Source organism: Nocardia sp. NPDC059154, from assembly GCF_042755705.1.
Taxonomy (GTDB): Bacteria; Actinomycetota; Actinomycetes; order Mycobacteriales; family Mycobacteriaceae; genus Nocardia.
The window spans coordinates 93,527-113,557 of record NZ_JBHZCS010000023.1; the positions used below are offsets into that span (position 1 = coordinate 93,527).

Below are 20,031 nucleotides of genomic sequence, written 5' to 3' on the forward strand. Positions count from 1 at the left end.
CGCTGCTGCCAGCACGTAGTCAGTCGGCGGTCCGTCGCGGCACCCGCGACAGCCCGCCCCAGCAGAGCGCGACCGTCGCGTCGATCGCTTGTTTCTTGGGGACGGGGCGGCCCGCCTCCAGCCAGTATTGTGCGGCGAGCTGACTGGCGCCGACCAAGCCCACAGCCATGGCGCGAGCGCTGAAAGCATCCAGCTCGGAATCACGAGAGACCATCTCGAATACCGCGTTGATGCACGCATCCACACCGCGCGCAACCCGCAGCTGTACAGACGGCTCACTTGTGAGAGCGGATTCGAAGACCAGGCGATACTCCTGTGTCTCATGATCGACGAAGTCGAAGTACGCCTGCACCGCAGCATGAACTCGCTGCATGTTGTCATCGGTGGAGCGCAGTGCTTCCCGAACATCGCCCACAAGAGCGTCGATATAGGTCTGCAGCACTGCCAGATACAGCTCGAGCTTGCTCGAGAAATGCTGGTATAGAACGGGTTTGGAGATTCCGGCCCGCTCCGCGATATCGTCCATGCGCGACGCGTAATAGCCGTTCGCAACGAACTCCGCGCCCGCGGCCTCGCGTATTTGCGCGCGGCGCCGCTCACGTCGTTCACGGAGCGGCAATGCGTGGTACTCCACCACGTCGCCATAGTCGACGCTCATAGGTCATCCTCCAATGGATCCACGCGATCACAGCGAGGATAACTTATGTTATATTTGCCGGCTATGAGCCGGTCTGTGGGATTTCCCACCACATCTAGCACGAATCGGAGACCGCATCGCATGGGCAGGTTCGAATCGCGGCCGGGGATCTGGAAACACCCTGTGCACGGGGCGGTGAGTGAGGAATCGCGCCCCACATCGTCGGCGGCGATTCCACACGTAATCCGGGGGCTGCGCATCGCCAGTCGTAGCGCGCCGGCGGCGGGCGATCAGGCTTCCCCGCTGTCTGCGAGTCGCACAGGTACCGACAGGTGTGCACCTACCCGATCCACGGTGCGGTTGAGCTCATACGCCGCCATCGCGAGGTCCGCGTTTTCCCCGGCAAGAAGCGCAAGACAGGCGTTGTCCCCTGCCGCGGTGATGAAGAGCGCTGCGTGGTCGAGTTCGATCATGGTTTGGCAGACGCCGCCGACCGCGAAATGGAGACCGGCGCCACGAGCCAGCGAGTGCATGGCCGATGCCATGGCGCAGAAGCGTTCCGCATCATCGCGAGACAGTGCGGCGGAACGGCCCAGCGGCAAGCCATCGGTGGACAGCACCACCGCACAGTGGACACCGGGGAGGCGCGCAATCATGTCGTCGAGCAGCCAGTCCAGGTTTTGGGAGGCGGCCATCGTCACCTTTCGTTGAGTGGAGTGTCGTATACGTGCAGATCTCATCGGCCAGGGCGCGCACGGCCCTTGCGGCTGGCGTTCAGCACCGCCGCGATCCGGTCATGGGCCTCGTCGGCCGACCTCTGCCGTAGAGGTTCGACCTGCCGGTGCCCGGCCTCAACAGGCCCGGAGTGACGGCCGCGTCGTGGCAGCGCCGGACGCTGGTTGTCCGAGAACACCTGAGCGACATCGGGCGCGGGCAAAATCGGGATCGGGAGTTGATGCTCGACTGGTTCAATGACCGAAGACGTGGCCTCCGGTAGCAGCAGGGGCGTCAGTACCGCGCCGACCTTCGCGGAATCGGCCGTTGAGTCGGTTGTGACGGAGTCCGCTTCATCGAAATCCGCGAGAAGTGTGGACGGAATCAGCAAAACCGCTCGAACACCGCCATACATCGACTCCCCCAGGCGGACCGAAATACCATGCTTTACAGCCAGTTTCGCGACAACAAACAATCCGAGGCGGACATCGCCGGACAGTGCTGCCACGCTGAAGTCCGGGGGCTCCGTCAGCGCACGATTGCGCTCGACCAGCTCTTCGGCCCCCATTCCGAGGCCCTGGTCCTCGATTTCGATCACCACACCGCGGCCGACCACCGTTCCCGACACGGCGACCGGCGTGTGCGGCGGCGAAAAGGCGGTGGCGTTGTCCATCAGCTCGGCCATCGCATGAATAAGGTCGGCAACAGCTTTTCCGACTACACGCACCTCGGGCATGCGGTCGGTTCGAATCCTGGTGTAGTCCAAGGATTCCGCGAGCGCTCCACGCACGACGTCCACCAGCGGCACCGGATTGCGCCAGCGACGGCCAGGTTGTCCGCCGCCAAGGACGATCAAGTTCTCAGCATTGCGCCGGGCTCGGGTGGCCAAATGGTCGAGGTTGAAAAGCAGGTCGAGATGGGCCGGATCCTCTTCCCCCCGTTCGGCTTCGTCGAGCAGCGCCAGCTGCTGGTGCACAACTATCTGGCTGCGATGGGCGATATTGAGGAAGACCGCGTTCACTCCCGCACGGGTCTTCGACTCCGAGACCGCGGCGGAGAGAGCAGCCAGATGGGCACGGTTGAAAGCCGCTGCCACGTGGCCGATTTCGTCGGTTCCGAATTCCGGCCCGGTCACCTCTTCCGCAGGATCGACCGTTTCGCCCGCGCCGAGGCGTCGCATGAGGTCAGGGAGACGGTGGTCAGCCAAGTCGAGTGTATGTCGGTGCAGACGGTGCATACGTGCAACAACGCGATTGGCCATGGCGAGCGCGATAAGGAACGCCAGGACCGCCACGAGCAGCACAGCAATACCCGCATACAGCGAATTGGTGGCTTTGCGCTCTCCCTGAACACGAGCCTGTGCGTGCGCGTCCCGAATCTGATCCTGCCAGAGCTTCATCAAGGCCGACCGCATTCGTGTCCCGGCGTCCTGCCACCCCGCCGCATCGGTGGGCAGGGCGGTGTCCGCCGGGTGGCTGTCCTCCGCGCGGGGCGCTCTCGGTGTATCGCGGGAGTCCGCAGAGGCAGCACCACGTTGCATAATGGTTTCTTCCATGGCGGCCAGCAGCTGCCAGTCGGAGCCGGCGGTGATGCTCTGCAACTGCGCGAGCCGCTCTCCGCGGAGCACCGAGACCGAGTAGGCTGCCTCACCTCGATATTCGCCGACGTAGTGGGCGAATTCGGTGAGCTGCCGCGCATCCGGACGCCCACCAACCAAGAACAAGGAACCCAGCGCCACGGCATGCGAGAGCGCCTCGGCGCCGCGCAGCGGTGGAACAGCCTTATACAGTTCTACGGCGACGGCGGCGTCGGGCGCCGTCCGCGCCGCCAACATGGATGCGGAGGAGGCAGTATCGATGACCTTTCCGAAGCGCTCGAACACCTGCTCCGTTGAAACTTGATGCGAATCGATCGCACTCCGCAGCACCGGAAGCTGTTCGTACAGGGCACCATAGCCGGAGAGCTCGCCGGCCGAATCATCCTGATTCAGCCCCTGCGCAACCTCGAGCAGTCGCTGCACCTGCACCACTGCCGCATCGGTGCGCTTACGAATAGGCGTCAAGTCTGCGAGCATGTTCGTCTCGCCGGACAGGTACCGCAGTGACTGCAAGCGCTCGTCCTGGAACGCCTCGATCATTGCCAGGGCCGGATCAGTGAGACTGCTGGCCACTTCAGCCCAATTATTGGCTTCCCGAGCGGTTTTCACCAGATAGGCGGAACCACCCACACCGATGGCGAGCAGCGTGACACTAGAGACGAGTACGATCGCCAACAGCCTGCCACGCACTCCGATCCGCGCGTTTGTCTTCCAATCGGGCACCCACACGCCATCGGCATGCCGACGCAACCAAGTCATCACAATCTCCGAATATCTTCCAAGCTCTACGACGTCCCCGACCGACCCGGAGGGTTAGGTGACCGCTGGGCCGAACTCGGTGATTTTCCAGTCGGCGTCCGTGTCGAGGGTCAGGGGACCCGAAGGATCAACGCGTCACCCTGGCCACCACCGCCGCAAAGGGCCGCAGCACCCAAACCGCCACCGCGCCGCCGTAGTTCAAGCGCCAGATGCAGGCTGATGCGGGCACCGGACATGCCGATCGGATGGCCGAGAGCAATCGCGCCGCCATTGACGTTGACTCGCTCGGCGCCGATGCCAAGCGCACGGGTGGAGGCGATGCCAACTGCGGCGAATGCCTCATTGATCTCGACCAGATCCAAGTCCGACGGTGTGATTCCGGCCCGTCGGCACGCCTCGGCGATGGCATTGGCCGGCTGCAACTGCAGACCAGAGTCGGGGCCGGCAACCATGCCGTGCTCACCGATCTCTGCAATCCATGGCAATCCCTCCGACTCCGCCCGCTCCCTGCTCATCAACACGACCGCGCAGGCGCCGTCGTTGATCGTCGAGGCATTGCCCGCGGTAACCGTCCCTCCGTCGCGGAAGGCGGGACGGAGCCGGGACAGGGTTTCGGCCGTGGTGTCAGGCCGAATCCCTTCGTCTCGCGTCATTCGAGTGCTCCCACTCTTGCCTGGAACCTCGATCGGCACGACTTCGTCATCGAAAACACCGCTGTCCCATGCCTTGGCAGCGAGCTGGTGGGAACGGGCAGAGAACTCATCCTGGTCCTCGCGTGTGACAGCGTGGATGTCGTTTCCAGTCTCGGTCAGCAGACCCATCGGCTGGTCGGTGAAGGCGTCGTGCAAGCCGTCGTAGGCCATGTGGTCCAACAGCGTCACGTCGCCATATTTGAACCCGCCGCGGGAATTCGGCAGCAGATGCGGTGCCTGCGTGATTCCATTCCACCGGCGATAGCCACGTCGAAGGCACCGGAACGAATGAATTGGTCGGCCAGAATGATCGATTCGATGCCCGACAGGCACACCTTGTTCACGCTCACCGCCGGAACGGTCATCGGGATACCCGCTTTGACGGCTGCTTGACGAGCCGGCATCTGGCCCGCGCCAGCGGTCAGCACCTGACCCATGATCACGTACTGCACCCGGTCAGCTCCGACCCCAGCCTTGGTCAGCGCCGCGCTGATCGCGATCCCAGCGAGATCGGTGGCCGAGAACCCGGCCAGGCTGCCGCGCAAGCGGCCGATCGGAGTTCGCGCTCCCGCGACGATGACGGAGGTACGCATGGGGGTGAACCTTTCCTGCAATCCACGGTCACTTGGCCAGTGACCGGTAGTCGACTGGACGCGGGTCAAATTGGCGCCTTCGAAGTTCCGGCAACCTTCGCTACACGCATGGACCGTCCGACTCGGGCGTCCTGGCCGGCCGGCTATCGATCGGCATATGCGCCGCATCACATAGCCAATGCTAACGTAACATATCTTACTTAAGCTGGCCGGTCGAGACACAGATCGAACCCGCAGTGGTCCCCGCGCCCACCCGAGCCGTACACCCAAACGCAGCCAATCCACTTGGACGCGGCAATCGAGCCGACCGTCGGCGCCACGAGCTAGCCGCCGACGCGAACGAGGCGCATCGATCACACCCGGATCGATGCGCTTGGTCCGCTCCGCAAAGCCGTCAAGCACGCGACGTCGGCTCGTCGACGGGATGCGGCGCCTGGCCCACAAGCTCGCCAACCGTACCGTCATTCGGTTGAATCGCGAATCGGATAGATCCACCGAATCCCCACTGGTAGGCCAGTGACGTTGGCCAGCAGACGGTTGTTATCCGACGGAGGCGTCTGCAGATCGGATGAACGAGTCGCGGTTGGCAATCAGCCAATCACGGAACGGCGTCGGCTTGAATCCGAGCTGCTCGGGAGTGATCAGGGCTTCGCTGCCGAGCATCGTCTCCCAGGGCGTGTCCCCCATGCTGCTGATGAACGCTTCCTCGAACTTGCAGTACTCCGCGAAATACTCGGCCGCTTGACCGAATCCGTAGTAGCTGCGCCAGGCCTCGCCGAGCTCAGCGATAAACGCCTCTTCGCTGGTCTCGAACTCGATCTTTTCTCCGAACGCCTCGGTCATCAGCGCGGCGAGATCCGCGAAACGAGACTGATCGATGCCATTGACAACGTGATAGGTCTCGCCGACTTTGGTCAGTGACGGGTCCAGCATGAGCTCAGCGGCCGCACGGCCGACATCGCCCGCGTCGATGAAGTTCATTTCCCTCTCGACCGGCATGATGAGTGTCCGCCGCTTGGCGATCGAGGGCCACATGTAGTTCGAGAAATCCTGGAACATCCACGCCAATACGTTCAGGTATACGACGGGGACCGAAGAGGCTGAGAGCACCTTCCGGCCTCGAAGGTGAATGACACACGTGCCGGTGTCCCACTTCTGCATCGGCGGAAAAAGGTCGATCACCTGCGACTCGTCGCGGAACCCAGGCGGGTCTCCAGTCAAGCGCACGACTCGAACAAGCGAGCGGGCTTGCTCGATGGCGTGAACGACGTTGCTCATGGCGGTCGTCTCGTCGAGATTGAAGTCCGGGGTGATGACGAAAGCAGCTTCGATGCCGTCGAATGCAGCGCGCAGCGACTCCGGATTCAGGTAGTTCGCCACGACGACTTCGGCGTCCGGGTGTTCGGCACGAATCGCGTCCACCTTCGACTCTTGACTCGTGACGAGCCGGATAGCCGCTTCGGGACGGCGCATCGCAAGGTGCTTTGCAGCGGGGCCTCCAATATGACTTCCGGCCCCGAACACGAGAAATTTCGTCGGGTGATTGGTGCTCATAGATAACCCTCCGGTACTGATGCTAAATCGTTCGGCAACGTGATGGCCGACACACAAGGACCGTAGAAGGGGGCATATGCCAAGTCAATAGTGGCATAGTGCCACCACTTCTCGAGCTTCTTCTATACCGCACACCTCATTCACGCGCTCGAGATGCTCGCCGCATCGGGCGGGTGCGGGCGCACCGGAGCTATTCCGGTCGCTGGGCACGACAAAGCGACCTGTCAGCCGATGCTCGTCGAGTTGACGAACGCGGGATATCCGTTCATAACTCGCGTAGCCGAACGCGTTGCATATATCCATTCAGAGCCGAAAACGCGACGGCAATAGACGCATGAGATGGCGCAGGTCTTGCAGCATTGCTCCGGATCGGCCAGCCCGCACTTGGGCCGGTTGCCATACCAACGCGACGCGTTCACCCGGATCCCGATGACCATCCGGCCAGGTTTTCCGGGATCTGTCCGGGTGAACGCGACCCTGCGCTCAGTCCTGCCAGAAGGTCTGGGACAGCTTGCGCCGCTGGGTGCGCTTGTCGCGATCGGTGAAGTCGGCGATGCCCGGGGTGAGGACGCGCCCGATCCATTCCGACTCCAGCGCCATACCCGCGGAAATGTGCAACTCGGCGCCATAGTTGAGGCACTTCTTGGTGCGCTCCACGACCCGTGGCTCCTTGGCCAACATCACCTCGATCAAGGAAGCGACCTCACTGTCGAGGTTCTCCGGAGTGGTGATGCGGTTGATCAGGTTGTAGCGCTCGGCAGTCTGGGCGTCGAACAGTGCGCCGATCAGGTTCCATTCCTTGGCCTTCCGCCGACCGGCGAATCGGCCGAGCCGGTTCGTGCCACCCCAGCCGGGCGTGATGTCCCAGTCGATTTCGGGCATGCCCCACCGCGAGCGGTCTGTGGCAACGACGAAGTCGCAGACGAGGGTGAGTTCGAGCCCTCCCCCGACAGCGATGCCGTCCACCTTGGCAATGGTGATCTTCGGCAGGTCCTCGATGATCTGCGCGGTCTCCTGGTACAGCCGGATCTGACGGCCGATGACGTCCTGAGGCCACTCGTTGAACTCCGTGACGTCATCGCCTGCGCAGAAGGTGTTTCCTGCGCCCTGAAACACGACCACACGGCAGTCGACATCGTCGCGGACCTCCCGCACCGCACGATTGAGCTGCTCGGACAGATCCCGGTCCAGTGCGTTGTTCACCTGCGGCCGGTTCAGCGTGATGGTGGTAATCGGACCGGATTTCTCTGCGATCAACTTCGGCTCGTCGGCACTCATGTCGAGGTCTCCCCTCTAGTTACTTGCATATCGAGACTTACTTGCGTAGAGAGACCATATGACGGGAGGCGGCGTGCGGCAAGTGTTAAATTCGGTCCTGGACGGTCATCATCGGAAGGGAGACGGGCTCCGCGTGGACGAGGTCGAGCCGATGCCCGATGCGGTCTACCAGACCTCACGTGCAGTGGGTGATGCCTGGTCATGGCTGTTGATGCGGGAGGCGCTGTTGCATGGGGTGCGCCGCTTTGCGGACTTCCAGAAGAACCTCGGCATCGCCCGATCGACACTGAGTGCGCGCCTGACCCAGTTGATGGATGGAGGCCTGCTCACCCGAGGCCCCGAAGGATCGAAGGCGGCCGGGGACTACTTGCCGACCCCGGCCGGCGAGGACTTCTTCGATTGCCTGATGACCGCAATGGCATGGGGGGATCGTTGGTACGCACACCGTGAGACACGACCGTTGCTCGTGACCCATTTGGCATGTGGCTCGGAAGCATCGCCGCAGCTACGGTGCGAGGCTTGCCGGAAAGTTCTTCTCGCCCAGGATGTGCGGCCAGAACGTCCGGAGCTGCGCCTCGGGGTTTCGCGGGTGCCCGGCCACACTCACCGGGCACCGGATTACGAGTTGCTCGAACGGTTCCGGCCGTGTTCGATCGCGCGGACTCAGACGGTGCTCGGCGACTGGTGGAGCTGTCTGGTGGTTCGCGAGGCGTTCTTCGATGTACATCGTTTCGACGAGTTCCGGTTCAACCTCGACGTGGCCACCAACATCCTGACCTCCAGACTTTCGCGCCTGGTCGAGCACGGGGTGCTGCGCCGTACCCCTTATCAGACCCGCCCGGTGCGCCACGAATACCACTTGACGGACAAGGGGCTCGACCTCTACCCGGTAGCTTTGGCGATCATTGGTTGGGGTGACCGGTGGAAGTCACCCACCGGCCCGCTGGTGCCCCTGACCCATCTGACGTGTGGGCAGTCGCTGCGAGCGCAGCTCAGCTGCGGGACGTGCGGCGCGGACCTGTTCCGGAAGGATGTGGACATCGCATATCCAATCCTCAAGACAGTGGCCGATCGGCCCACCCGCCAGCCTCGAACCGGGCCGCAGCACGATCCGTGAGCCGCGCTGACTGCCGCTGAGCGCGGACCCTCGATGGGCGTTCCGGAGGGAGAGTTCACCCGGCGTCGGGCGTGCGTATGAAGGTGTCGAAGTACTGCAGGGCCAGTGCAAGCTCGACCGGTTTGCGACTTACCGGGTTGCCGATTATCTCCTCGACCTTGGCCAACCGGTATCGCACGGTGTTCCGGTGGATCGACAGCGCGGCGGCGGTATCGTCGACGTTCCCGCGTGACAAAAAGGCGAGCGCGGTCTCTCGAAGCCGTTCGGCGGCTACTGTCTCCTCGGCGAGTCCGCCGAGCGTTCGCCGCACGAAAGTCACGGCAGCATCCTCGTCCTTGTTGAGCAGGATCAGAAGCTCTACATCCTGATATAGCGTCACGCCAAGTCGGTGGCCTGTACGCAGGCGGTGTGCTTGGGCCGCTTTTGCTTCCTGGTGCGATTGGATGAACCCGTGCACTCCTAGGCCAGGCGCTCCGGCACCCACGCTGATCTGGTGTTCTCCCAGCCAGGCATCGAGCCGCGAGAAGGCGTCGACATCGGGTTGGGAGTTGGTGCCGAACCAGCACCAGAGCTCATTGTCACCGACCGACACAGTGAGGGGTTGGCGAGCTCCTACCTCTCCGCCCAGCCGGAGAGCGGCAGTCTCCAAGATCGCGACGGAGTCGCGCACCTCGGTACACAGGATGAGGGCCGTGTTGGCACGCGAGATCGGGTATCCACCAAGCCCCCTGGAAAGCTGAGCTGCGGTCATCGACTTCCCGCCGAGCACGTTCAAAATGAGGTCGAGCTGCCGCGCCTTCGCGCCTTGCTGGAGACGGTCTCGCTCTGCCTCGTACACCTCTACCGATGGACCGACGGATCCATTCAGCCACTCACTGGCGCGACCCCAGAAGAACACGAGGAACTCCAAGCGCTCGACATCATCGGGGATCGTGTTCAGCACCTCGGTGATGTACTCCCACGTCGACTCCAGGGCGAGTCGGTACACGGTGTACATGCTTGCCAGCGGAATCCTTCGCCGTGCGATCTCAGCGGCGAGTTCTGCCGCAGGCTGGATCAGCTGCGTCTCGTGGGGTGCGTTGGTCAGATTGCCGAGGAACCTCGTCCAATGCGCTTGCGCAGTCGTGTAGACCAGTTGCCTCAGATGAGGATCCGAGGCCAGCTCAGGACACCGATCGAGGATGAACGTCGCGAAGCGCTTCACCTGGATCACGACCGTTGCCGGCTGTAACTCGGCGGCGACGAAGTCCTGCAACCACCGCTCGAGCTCATCACGAGGACGCACCATTGCCGACACCCTTCCTCATCGAACGTCAGCTCGTTAGTTCATGAGGCACAACTTACGTCTGTGATTTTGGGCACGCGTGACAAGCGGGGTCAAGCGACGTTTCACGAGAGTTAACGGGGAGGTCAGCCGGTGTCATTCCGATGGAGTTATGGGACGCCTGAAGCTGGCCGGCATCTGCCAACAAAGGAGTTGAACGAATGATCGAGCGTGCGGATGTCGTGATCGTCGGATCCCGATGCGCTGGATCGGCTGCAGCTGCGACCTACGCACAGGCGGGGCGCAAGGTGACGGTGCTGGATCGTGTGCGGTTCCCGTCCGACGTCCTTTCGACGCACACCATGTTCACGGCGGTGCTCGATGAGCTGAAAAGTATCGGTGCTCTCGACGATGTGTTGCGGCTGCGACCCCCGCCAATCGATCGCGCGATCGCCGAAATCGACAATGGCACCGATGCGCGAGTGACGTACGAGGAATTGCTGGATCGGACCAGAAATGACTTCATCTCGATCTCGGTGCCGCGAATCCAACTCGACGAAATCCTGGTCAAGTCGGCCAGGCGCGCCGGTGCGGACGTGCGCGAGCAGTGCACGGTCACCGGCATTCGCTGGCGTGGGGGGCGTGCCTGCGGTGTGACGTACCGCGCGGTCGACGGCCAGGAACACGAGATCGCAGCGAACCTCGTCCTCGGGGCGGATGGGCAGCAGTCCACCGTCGCGAGTCTCGTCGGGGCTGAGACTCCGTATCGGTTCGCCCATAGCAATCGCGGTGCCGTGTATAGATACGTCAAGGATCCCGTCCAAGGCGGCCCAGAGGCCACCTCGATGTACCACTGGCGTGATGGAACCTCGCTGTGCTTCGTCTTTCCGACCTCCTCGCCCGGCGACCTGATCGTGGTGTTTCTTGTCGATCGTGCAGAAATCCCGTTGGCACGCACCGATCCGGAGGAGTTCTGGCGGCAGAAGCTTTCGGACCACCCTCAGGCGGCAGCACGTCTGAAAGGCGCTGAGGGCGGAACCAAGCTTCGGATCACGGAGAACCTCGCTTCCTATTTCCGTCGCGCGACCGGCCCTGGTTGGGCACTGATCGGTGACGCCGGACATTTCAAGGACCCGGTGCTGGGCCAAGGGATTCGTGATGCGCTGTGGGCAGGGCGAACCGTTGCAGAGCACACCGCCCACCTCCTGGGCAACCCTGCCGCACTCGATCGCGCCCTGCGCAAGTGGGAACACGAACGAGAGCAGGACTGCAAGTTCGCCTACCTCGTCGGAATCCATCAAGCACGAGTCCTGCGTGAGTCACACGGAGTCGTGTCGCTGGTACCGGCTGTGAACGAACTTCAACTTCCATTGGTGGCAGCGGCCGGTGCACGTGGTCGTGAACTGGGCCGATCCATCAAGCCCCAAGCTTTGGCCCGCGCGGCCGTCGCGACCATCCGCGACTCGGATCACCGAGGTGAGCTGGTCCATGACCTGATCCGCGAAGGGCGTCTGGGCGCAAAGCTTTTGATCGCCTCGCGGCGCCGCGCGTTCCGCGACACCCGACAAGTCAAGGAGCTCGAGATAGTGGACCGTCCGTGGAACGGAGCAGGATCATGACGCGCGAGATCGTCGTCGCCGCTGTACAGCCACGACTGGCGGCCGGGCAGGTCGAAGCGAATCTCGAGCGGCTCGAGGACCTGACCCGCAGCGCCCACCATGACTTCGGACCTGACGTCATTGTCCTGCCGGACTCGATGACATCGCCGATCAGCGCCTATTCCGACGCTGACAACGTGCCGCGGCACATCGACGGAGCGCCACTGAACCTGCTGCGGCAACTTGCCAAAGATCTACGCTGCGTCGTGACCGGTGGCGCGATGTCCGTTCGGGGACACCACGCCTTCCAGACATACATGCTTGTCGAACCGGATGGTGCGACCTACCTGCACAACAGAACAATCCTGGGGGTCCACGAGGAACGGCTGTGCCGCGCCGGCGACGGGGCGAGTGTCTATACGACGAGCACGTTCGGCGACCAATCGATAGGCGTACTCGCCGGTCCCGAATGGGCTTCGCAAGAGCGGGCAGCGGCACTCCACGAGGGCCGTGCCGGCCTGGTGGTCGGCGGCCTGTTCTTCCCATCAGACATCCGCGGACGGATCGGACGTCGTGCAGGTGACCGGAACGGTGGCCGGGAGACGAGCATCCAGATGGCGCGATACTTGGGTGTCACGACGGTAATGGCGTGCCATGCCCACACTGGTGCCGACAGTCGCATTTGCGGACCTGATGGCACGGTCCTCGCTGAACTCGCCAAGGTCGAGGGCGTGATCGCCGCGACCGTGCCCATCGGGCGCTCCCGCGTCGAGCCGCTGACCTCGGCCGTGTGGAAGAACGGCCCGATGCGGCCTCGAGGACTCCGCCGCCGATCAGAAATCCTCGTAGGTTCGGCTGCCTATTGGTCACGTTGGATCCAGCGAGACTTTCCATGGCAGGATTCGGCCCACTCCGATCTGCCTGATGTAGTGCGCCCCCAGGCACAGCAGCATGCGCGCCCGCTCCAGTCGAAGCCGACACACAACGACCAGCTGCTGCTGACCGTCATCGAGCGGGAACTGGTCGCCAAGGACGTAGTGCGCCTGAAACTGAAGGCGAGCTCCGGTGCGCCGCTGCCACCGTGGGGCCCGGGGGCGCACATCGATCTCATCCTCGACGACTCGCTGGTGCGCCAGTACTCGTTGTGCGGCAACCCGAACGATCCGTTCTACGAGATCGCCGTGCTGCGTGAGCATGAGGGCCGCGGCGGTTCGGCACTCGTGCACGAGACCCTGAAGGTCGGCGAGCAGGTGCGCGCCAGCCTCCCGCGAAATCACTTCGAGCTGGAAGACGCCGAGCAGTACGTGTTCATTGCCGGCGGGATCGGCATCACCCCTATCCGGGCCATGATGCGCGTTGCACACAGTCGTGGGCGGAAATTCGAGCTGTTCTACGGCGGCCGGTCCGACGACACGATGGCGTTCGGGTCGGAGCTCGCAGAGCAGTACCCGGGCGACGTGCACGTTCGAGCCCAGGACCGTGATGGCCTGCTCGACCTCGAAGAATGTTTGAAGAACGCGCTCGACGGCACGATGGTCTACTGCTGTGGTCCGGAGCCGCTGCTGCGCGCCGTCGAGGCCGAGTGTCGAAACCATCCCGAAGTACACCTCCGCGTCGAGCGTTTCGTTGCAGCTCCGCGTGGCGACGGTACTGATGCTCCGGTTGAAGTGACAGTTGGATCGACGGGTCGAGTGATCCAGGTGCCGGCGGGTGTCAGCATTCTCAGCGCCCTTCGGGACGCCGAGCTCGATATCGACTACTCCTGCCAGACGGGCGTATGCGGCAGTTGCGAGGTGGCGGTCCTCGAGGGCCTTCCGGACCATCGCGACTCCATCTTGGCGCAGCTGCAACCCACCGACCGAATGATGCCCTGCGTCTCCAGGGCGCGAACGCCCAGTCTCACGCTCGATATCTGACCTTGATCGAACGGACGACTCGAACCATGACAGGAAACCCCGATATGAATTCTCTGCGCGCTGAATTGCGCGACGAGCTCCTAGCAGAGCGCGAGCTTCCCGTCGACGCGTACCAGCGACTGATGGAGTCCAGGTTGGACTGGCCGATAGTAGAGGGACTGAACCTCGCGCACGAGTGTTGCGATCGATGGGCAGATGATCCCTCGAAAATCGCGCTGACGGTTCACCGGCCCGACAGCACGCCGAGGTCCTGGACCTACCGCGAGCTGATGGACACCTCTTGCGCCCTGGCCAATGTCCTGCGTGAGGCTGGTCTCGAACGAGGGGACCGGGTCGCGGCACTGCTCGATCAGGGAGCGGAGGCCTACATCTGCGCGCTGGCGGCGTGGCGGGCAGGCCTCGCGTATGTGCCGTTGTTCGTTGGATTCGGCGTCGATGCGTTGGCCCAGCGTCTCGAGACGGCCGATGTCTCTGCCGTCGTTGTCGATGCCAGCTACCGCGAGAGGTACACGAGCGTCGCCACCCAGCTGACCGGAGATCCTCGCGTTCTCACAGTTGGGAACGAGGCCGGCACGGGCGCCATTGCCGGGGATCTCGACTTCTGGGAGCGGGTACGCGGTGCGGACACCAAGTTCGAAACGGTTGTGACCAGGCACGACGAGTGCGCAACCCTGATCTTCAGCAGCGGCACGACGGGAAAGCCGAAGGGGTGCATGCAAGCGCACTCGCTGGTGCTGCCGCTCCAGAGCTTCCTGCGCCACACGATGGCGGCGGACGACAGCGACGTGATCTTCGCCGGTGCGAACCCGGGCTGGTCCTACGGCCTCTACACGACAGGACTCATTGTCCAGTCGCTTGGTATCCGCCGGGTTGTATATGCCGGTGTCTTCAACGCCGCACAGTGGCTGCGGGTCATTCGCGAGGAGCAGGTCACCTACGTGGCCTCGGCGCCGAGTGCGTTCCGCGTCCTGATCGACGAAGCCCGAAGCAGCGGCTCACTTCCTGATTGTGTTCGTGGTGGTATGAGCGCGGGTGAGCAACTCCTGCCCGTCGTTGCCGATGGTTGGCGTGAGATCGGCGGGGGGCATCTGCAAGATGGCTACGGGTCGAGCGAGTTCGGCATGGTGTTGGCTGACCTGGCTTTCGACGAGATTTCCTCGGGTTCCGGGAAATTGAGCGTCGTGCCGGGTTTCGATGTGGACCTCATCGATGCTGCAGGTGAGTCCCAGCGCTCCGAGGGCATCATCGCGCTTCGCGATGCCCGGTGGCCGATTCTGGGATACAAGGACCTGCAGGAAGTCTGGGCGAGCAGATTCGTTGGTCCATACCTGACGACAGGTGATCTCGCTGCCAGAGACGACCAGGACCGTTACCGGATCGTCGGCCGTGCTGACGACCTGATCGTGACTGCCGGCTACAACGTCGGCCCCGCCGAGGTCGAGAACATCATCGAAGAAATACCGGGCGTGGCGGATGTCGCCGTGGTGGCCGCCCCCGATGAGCAGCGCGGGTCGATTGTGCGAGCCGTCATCGTCGCCGACGGGACGGTGGCTCAGGACGAGATCAGCGAGCAGGTCCAGCGGGTTGTGCGCGAACAGTTGGGACGCCACGCCTATCCCAAGGTCATCGACTATGTCGAGGAGCTTCCGAGGACCGAGACGGGCAAGGTCCGCAAGAACGTCTTGCGCGCCCAGACCAAAGGGGGTGTTGCATGACGTCGGTATTCGATGAGGCAGTCGACCTCGCCGTACTGGAACGCTGGCTGGACCAGCAGGATGTGGGTGAAGGCGAGCTGACGGAAGTGCGTCCCTTGGCCGGCGGAACACAGAATGTGCTGGTCCGTTTCCGTCGGGGTGAAGACGACCTGGTGCTCCGCCGCCCGGGACTTCGGCCGCGTCAAAATGCGAGTCGCCTGATCCTGAGAGAGGCACAGGTGCTTCGTGCGCTGGACCGAACTGCTGTACCCCATCCCGAGCTGATCGCAGTCTGCAAGGACGAGTCCGTGATGGGCTCGACAGCCTTCCTGGTTATGCGTGCAGTCGATGGTTTCAACCCCGGTGAATCCATTCCCGCGGCGTATCAGAGCACAGATGCCTTGCGCGCCATCGCCGCCCAGTCGATCTCGACGCTCGCCGATATCGCCATGGTCGACTACGAGGTATGTGGACTCGCGGACTTCGGTCGACCCGACGGGTTTCTGCACCGTCAGGTCGACCGTTGGTCCGCCGAGTACGAGGGGTACGCCGAGGTTCCCGAATACGCGGGTCCACAGTTGCCCGGCTTCGAAGGAGTCCGTGACTACCTGGCCGAGCGAGTGCCGCCGGTGTTCACGCCCGGACTGATGCATGGTGACTACCACCTGGCGAATCTGATCATGGGCGAGCGCGACGGCCAACTGGAGGCTGTCGTCGATTGGGAGATGAGCACGATCGGTGACCCACTGCTCGACCTTGGGCGCTATCTCGCGATGCTTCCTGACGACCACGAGACGATCTTCGACTCGCCCGAGGTCACGAGCGTTGCCGGCGCCATGTCCGCGGAGGAAGTCGTGGGTCTGTACGAGGCGCGGGTTGGACGCAGTGTCGACCATCTCGACTGGTACATCATGCTGGGCTGCTACAAGCTCGGCATCGTCTTGGAAGGAACGTACGTGCGTGCCTGCGCCGGCAAAGCGTCACGCGAGGTCGGGCTCATGCTTCATAGCGCAGCCTGCCGACTGTTCGAGCGAGCCGTGCGAATCGCGGGAGTCGCCGCATGAACGACCACCTGCCGAAAGGCGTCTCCGCGCTCGAGCGATTCGGACTCGAGGGTCGGACGGCCCTCATCACCGGGGCTACTCGGGGTCTCGGCTTGGCAATGGCCCGCGGGTTCGCCTCGGTAGGCGCCGACGTCGTGGTATCCAGCCGGAAGGCTGAGGCCTGCGAGCAGACCGCCGAGTCGCTGCGATCGGATTTCGGTGTCCAAGCCTGGGCTCTTCCATGCAACGTCAGCTCGTGGGACCAGTGCACGACACTTGCGCTGGAGGCTGAACGGATCACCGGTGGCGTCGATGTCCTGGTGAACAACGCCGGTCTGTCGCCGCTCTATCCAAGTCTCGGAGAGATCACCGAAAGCCTCTACGACAAGGTCATCGGCATCAATGCGAAGGGCCCTTTCCGTCTTGCGGCGCTGATCGGGGAGGCGATGCTGGCCCGGGGCCATGGATCGATCATCAACGTGACATCCATCGAGAGCGACAATCCGTCAACCCAAGCCGTGCCGTACGCGGCAGCGAAGGCCGCGCTGGCCACGACAACGTTGGGCCTTTCCCGGGCATTCGGTCCGCGGGTACGGGTCAACACGATCAGTCCGGGACCATTCCTGACCGACATCTCCAAGGCATGGGACATGGATCAGTTCTCAGCTGCGGCCCAGCGCGCGATCGCCTTGGGGCGCGGTGGCCTACCGGACGAGATCGTGGGAGCTGCGCTGTACCTGGCGTCCGACGCGAGCAGCTACACGACCGGGGCCACCATCAAGGTCGACGGCGGCGTGCACGGCGCTCTCGGCTGACGCTCACATTCATCAACAACTTAGGAGCATTCCATGAGCTGGAGCTTTGAGACCGACCCCGATTTCGCCGCTGAGCTGGCGTGGGTCGAAACTTTCGTCCGCGAGAAGGTCGAGCCGATCGACCTGCTGGTGGCAGATCCATATGACGTGGCCGATCCGGTGCGCAACGACCTCATCAAACCGCTGCAGCAGGAGGTCAAGGACCGCCGACTGTGGGCGTGCCACCTAGGGCCTGAGCTCGGCGGACCCGGATACGGACAGCTGAAGCTCGCACTCCTTAACGAGATTCTCGGTCGGTCTCGCACGGCCCCCACGGTGTTCGGGACGCAGGCCCCGGACACGGGCAACGCGGAGATCTTGGCCCATTTCGGTACCGCCGCCCAGAAGGAACGCTACCTCGAACCGCTGCTGGACGGCCGCATTGTGTCGTGCTTCTCGATGACCGAACCACAAGGAGGCGCTGACCCGCAGGTCTTCACCACGACCGCCGTCAAGGATGGCGACAGCTGGGTGATCAACGGTGAGAAGTGGTACTCGTCCAACGCACGCCATGCGGCGTTCTTGATCGTGATGGCACTCACCAATCCAGAAGCGGACTCGCATCGTCGGTTCTCGATGTTCATCGTCCCTGCAGAGACGCCGGGGATCGAGATCGTCCGTCACGTGGGTCATACTCCGGGCACCGAGGGAAGCCACGGGTACGTGCGGTACACCGATGTCCGCGTCCCGGCCGACCATGTGCTCGGCGGGGAGGGAGAGGCGTTCGCCATCGCGCAGACGCGCCTGGGTGGAGGACGCATCCATCACGCGATGCGGACCGTCGGTCTGGTCCAGCGCAGCCTCGACCTCATGTGCCGGCGCGTACTCTCCCGGGTCACGAAGGGAGAGCGGCTGGCCGACAAGCAGAGCGCTCAGCACGCAATCGCCCAGTCGTGGGCCGAGTTGGAGTCGTTTCGGCTGCTGGTGTTGCGCACCGCATGGAAGATCGATCGGTTCCAGAACTACGACCAGGTCCGGGGTGACATCTCGGCAGTCAAGGCGATGATGCCGAAGCTCCTGAACGACGTTGCTTCGCGAGCTCTTCATCTGCACGGCTCGATCGGCGTCTCGTCGGAGCTGCCCTTCCTGGAGTACATCTATGAGGCATTCACCATGGGCTTGGTGGATGGCCCCACGGAGGTCCACGAGGGTGTCGTCGCCAGAGCCGTTCTCCGGAATTATGAGCCCTACGAAGGTGTGTTCCCGGACTACCACCTTCCGCTGCTCCGCGAGCAGGCCGAGCTCACGCACCGAGACGTGCTTCTGCGCCACGGTGCTCTCTCCGAATCGACCGCGGCCGGGGCATTGGCAGGAGGCCTGCGATGACGGTCGAATACCAGGTCGAGATTGGGAACAGTGACGCTCTTCAGGCAGTCATGGCTGATCTTCGGCGGGTGTACAACTCGGGGCGGACTCGCAGTCTCGCCTGGAGGGCTCAGCAGCTGGACGGAATCGCGGCGCTTGTCACGGATCACGAGGCGGACTTCGCCGAGGCGTTGGCGACCGACTTGGGCCGCAACCCCACGGATGCCTGGCTCGGGGATCTCGCCGGCGCCAAGACCGAGGCCGTGTACGCCCGCAAGCACCTTCGGTCCTGGACCCGCCACCGTCGAATGAACCTCCCACTGACTCAGATGCCAGGATCGGGCTGGATCCAGTACGAACCTCTCGGCGTGGTGCTGGTTATCGGGCCATGGAACTATCCTGTGCTGCTGAATCTTGCCCCGTTGATCTCGGCCATCGCCGCGGGTAACTGCGCTGTGGTGAAACCGTCGGAGCTGGCGCCTGCGACATCCCGGTTGCTCGCGAACCTGCTCGGCAGGTACGTCGATCCTGAGGCCGTGAAGGTCGTCGAGGGAGATGGCGAAACAACCCAGGACCTGTTGTCTCTCGGATTCGACCACGCTCTCTTCACGGGAGGGACGGAGGTCGGACGGCATGTGATGGCGGGCGCGGCCAGGACGCTGACGCCGGTGACGCTCGAGCTCGGCGGCAAAAGCCCGGTGCTCGTGACATCGGACGCGTCACTCGAGGTAGCCGCCCGGCGCATCGCCTGGACGAAGCTGATGAACTCCGGCCAGACATGCGTGGCGCCGGACTACGTGCTCGTGGACGAGACGGTCAAGGACACCCTCGTCGACCTGCTACTCGATGCCATGGACGAGCTCCGTAACCCTGGCGAATCGCTCATGCGTATCGTCAACGAGCGGCACTTCGATCGGCTGTGCGGATACCTTGCCACGACAACGGGTTCGGTGACCGGCGGGGAGAGCGATCGTGCCTCGATCAGCATGGCGCCTTCCATCGTCGTCGATCCGGATCCCTCCGACCCGGTGATGACCGACGAGATCTTCGGACCGATCCTTCCCGTCCTGTCGTACCGGAACTTGGACGAGGCGGTCTCCTTCGTGACCTCGAGACCAAAGCCGTTGGCGCTGTACGTGTTCTCGGAGTCTTCATCCACCCAGCAGTCGCTGATCGACCGGATCCCCGCAGGCGGAGCCGTCATCAATCATGTTGCGATGCACTGTCTGGCGCCGCAGCTGCCCTTCGGAGGCGTCGGTGACAGCGGCATGGGCGCCTACCACGGAGAGTGGGGCTTCCAGACATTCAGCCATCGAAAGGCTGTCCTTCGTAAAGGGACGCAGCCGGACCCACGTGTGGTGTACCCCCCGTACTCACGCAGCGATCTGCGTCTCCTCCGGAAGCTCTTTTGAGCCA

The 20,031-nt window shown here is 63.4% G+C and carries 14 protein-coding genes and 1 pseudogene; 8 read left to right on the top strand and 7 right to left on the bottom strand.

What is annotated here, in order from left to right; translation table 11 throughout:
* Positions 1–19: 19 nt before the first annotated feature.
* The 6 genes and pseudogenes from ACFXN1_RS21100 to ACFXN1_RS21125 form a co-directional block, all read right to left on the bottom strand.
* Positions 20–658, bottom strand: coding sequence for a TetR/AcrR family transcriptional regulator (locus ACFXN1_RS21100; protein ID WP_379442275.1), 639 nt, complete (start codon positions 656–658; stop codon positions 20–22).
* 269 nt (positions 659–927) lie between these two features.
* On the bottom strand, positions 928–1,332 hold the full coding sequence (locus ACFXN1_RS21105; protein WP_379442276.1) for a roadblock/LC7 domain-containing protein: 405 nt from the start codon (positions 1,330–1,332) through the stop codon (positions 928–930).
* A gap of 41 nt (positions 1,333–1,373) precedes the next feature.
* Positions 1,374–3,707, bottom strand: coding sequence for a nitrate- and nitrite sensing domain-containing protein (locus tag ACFXN1_RS21110; protein ID WP_379442277.1), 2,334 nt, complete (start codon positions 3,705–3,707; stop codon positions 1,374–1,376).
* Between the two features lie 110 nt (positions 3,708–3,817).
* Positions 3,818–4,992: pseudogene (locus tag ACFXN1_RS21115) on the bottom strand (acetyl-CoA C-acetyltransferase).
* A 540-nt stretch (positions 4,993–5,532) separates the two neighbouring features.
* On the bottom strand, positions 5,533–6,546 hold the full coding sequence (locus ACFXN1_RS21120) for an SDR family oxidoreductase (RefSeq protein ID WP_379442279.1): 1,014 nt from the start codon (positions 6,544–6,546) through the stop codon (positions 5,533–5,535).
* A 483-nt stretch (positions 6,547–7,029) separates the two neighbouring features.
* On the bottom strand, positions 7,030–7,824 hold the full coding sequence (locus ACFXN1_RS21125) for an enoyl-CoA hydratase/isomerase family protein (RefSeq protein WP_379442280.1): 795 nt from the start codon (positions 7,822–7,824) through the stop codon (positions 7,030–7,032).
* A gap of 133 nt (positions 7,825–7,957) precedes the next feature.
* Here ACFXN1_RS21125 and ACFXN1_RS21130 point away from each other — a divergent pair, with 133 nt between their 5' ends.
* Entirely contained in the window at positions 7,958–8,941 is a 984-nt protein-coding gene (locus tag ACFXN1_RS21130) for a winged helix-turn-helix transcriptional regulator (protein ID WP_379442282.1), read from the top strand.
* A 55-nt stretch (positions 8,942–8,996) separates the two neighbouring features.
* Here the strand turns inward: ACFXN1_RS21130 and ACFXN1_RS21135 are convergent, their stop codons facing one another.
* The gene (locus ACFXN1_RS21135; RefSeq protein ID WP_379442283.1) at positions 8,997–10,229 is read right to left on the bottom strand and encodes a PucR family transcriptional regulator; all 1,233 of its coding nucleotides are present in this window, start codon (positions 10,227–10,229) and stop codon (positions 8,997–8,999) included.
* A 197-nt stretch (positions 10,230–10,426) separates the two neighbouring features.
* On the opposite strand from ACFXN1_RS21135, the gene ACFXN1_RS21140 reads away from it, so the two are divergent.
* Genes ACFXN1_RS21140 through ACFXN1_RS21170 form a run of 7 tightly spaced genes read left to right on the top strand, consistent with a single transcriptional unit; the run spans position 10,427 to position 20,027 of the window.
* Positions 10,427–11,824, top strand: coding sequence for an NAD(P)/FAD-dependent oxidoreductase (locus ACFXN1_RS21140; RefSeq protein WP_379442285.1), 1,398 nt, complete (start codon positions 10,427–10,429; stop codon positions 11,822–11,824).
* On the top strand, positions 11,821–13,719 hold the full coding sequence (locus ACFXN1_RS21145) for a nitrilase-related carbon-nitrogen hydrolase (protein WP_379442286.1): 1,899 nt from the start codon (positions 11,821–11,823) through the stop codon (positions 13,717–13,719). The genes ACFXN1_RS21140 and ACFXN1_RS21145 overlap by 4 nt, the downstream gene beginning before the upstream one ends.
* Positions 13,720–13,763: 44 nt before the next feature.
* Entirely contained in the window at positions 13,764–15,434 is a 1,671-nt protein-coding gene (locus ACFXN1_RS21150) for an acyl-CoA synthetase (protein WP_379442287.1), read from the top strand.
* A complete protein-coding gene (locus ACFXN1_RS21155) occupies positions 15,431–16,477 on the top strand; it encodes a phosphotransferase family protein (protein WP_379442289.1) in 1,047 nt (348 codons plus the stop codon). Before ACFXN1_RS21150 ends, ACFXN1_RS21155 begins: the two co-directional genes overlap by 4 nt.
* Complete coding sequence (locus tag ACFXN1_RS21160) at positions 16,474–17,271, top strand: SDR family NAD(P)-dependent oxidoreductase (RefSeq protein WP_379442290.1); 798 nt, start codon at positions 16,474–16,476, stop codon at positions 17,269–17,271. The genes ACFXN1_RS21155 and ACFXN1_RS21160 overlap by 4 nt, the downstream gene beginning before the upstream one ends.
* A gap of 33 nt (positions 17,272–17,304) precedes the next feature.
* The gene (locus ACFXN1_RS21165; protein ID WP_379442291.1) at positions 17,305–18,636 is read left to right on the top strand and encodes an acyl-CoA dehydrogenase family protein; all 1,332 of its coding nucleotides are present in this window, start codon (positions 17,305–17,307) and stop codon (positions 18,634–18,636) included.
* Positions 18,633–20,027 (top strand): aldehyde dehydrogenase family protein, encoded by a 1,395-nt coding sequence (locus ACFXN1_RS21170; protein WP_379442293.1) that lies wholly within the window; start codon positions 18,633–18,635, stop codon positions 20,025–20,027. Before ACFXN1_RS21165 ends, ACFXN1_RS21170 begins: the two co-directional genes overlap by 4 nt.
* The last annotated feature ends 4 nt before the right edge of the window (positions 20,028–20,031 follow it).

Bases quoted from the DNA above. Each gene is read 5' to 3' on its own strand.
- ACFXN1_RS21170 (WP_379442293.1), top strand. From the start codon at position 18,633: ATGACGGTCGAATACCAGGTCGAGATTGGGAACAGTGACGCTCTTCAG.
- ACFXN1_RS21150 (WP_379442287.1), top strand. From the start codon at position 13,764: ATGAATTCTCTGCGCGCTGAATTGCGCGACGAGCTCCTAGCAGAGCGC.
- ACFXN1_RS21140 (WP_379442285.1), top strand. From the start codon at position 10,427: ATGATCGAGCGTGCGGATGTCGTGATCGTCGGATCCCGATGCGCTGGA.
- ACFXN1_RS21100 (WP_379442275.1), bottom strand. From the start codon at position 658: ATGAGCGTCGACTATGGCGACGTGGTGGAGTACCACGCATTGCCGCTC.
- ACFXN1_RS21110 (WP_379442277.1), bottom strand. From the start codon at position 3,707: ATGACTTGGTTGCGTCGGCATGCCGATGGCGTGTGGGTGCCCGATTGG.
- ACFXN1_RS21160 (WP_379442290.1), top strand. From the start codon at position 16,474: ATGAACGACCACCTGCCGAAAGGCGTCTCCGCGCTCGAGCGATTCGGA.
- ACFXN1_RS21125 (WP_379442280.1), bottom strand. From the start codon at position 7,824: ATGAGTGCCGACGAGCCGAAGTTGATCGCAGAGAAATCCGGTCCGATT.
- ACFXN1_RS21155 (WP_379442289.1), top strand. From the start codon at position 15,431: ATGACGTCGGTATTCGATGAGGCAGTCGACCTCGCCGTACTGGAACGC.
- ACFXN1_RS21135 (WP_379442283.1), bottom strand. From the start codon at position 10,229: ATGGTGCGTCCTCGTGATGAGCTCGAGCGGTGGTTGCAGGACTTCGTC.
- ACFXN1_RS21120 (WP_379442279.1), bottom strand. From the start codon at position 6,546: ATGAGCACCAATCACCCGACGAAATTTCTCGTGTTCGGGGCCGGAAGT.
- ACFXN1_RS21145 (WP_379442286.1), top strand. From the start codon at position 11,821: ATGACGCGCGAGATCGTCGTCGCCGCTGTACAGCCACGACTGGCGGCC.
- ACFXN1_RS21165 (WP_379442291.1), top strand. From the start codon at position 17,305: ATGAGCTGGAGCTTTGAGACCGACCCCGATTTCGCCGCTGAGCTGGCG.
- ACFXN1_RS21105 (WP_379442276.1), bottom strand. From the start codon at position 1,332: ATGGCCGCCTCCCAAAACCTGGACTGGCTGCTCGACGACATGATTGCG.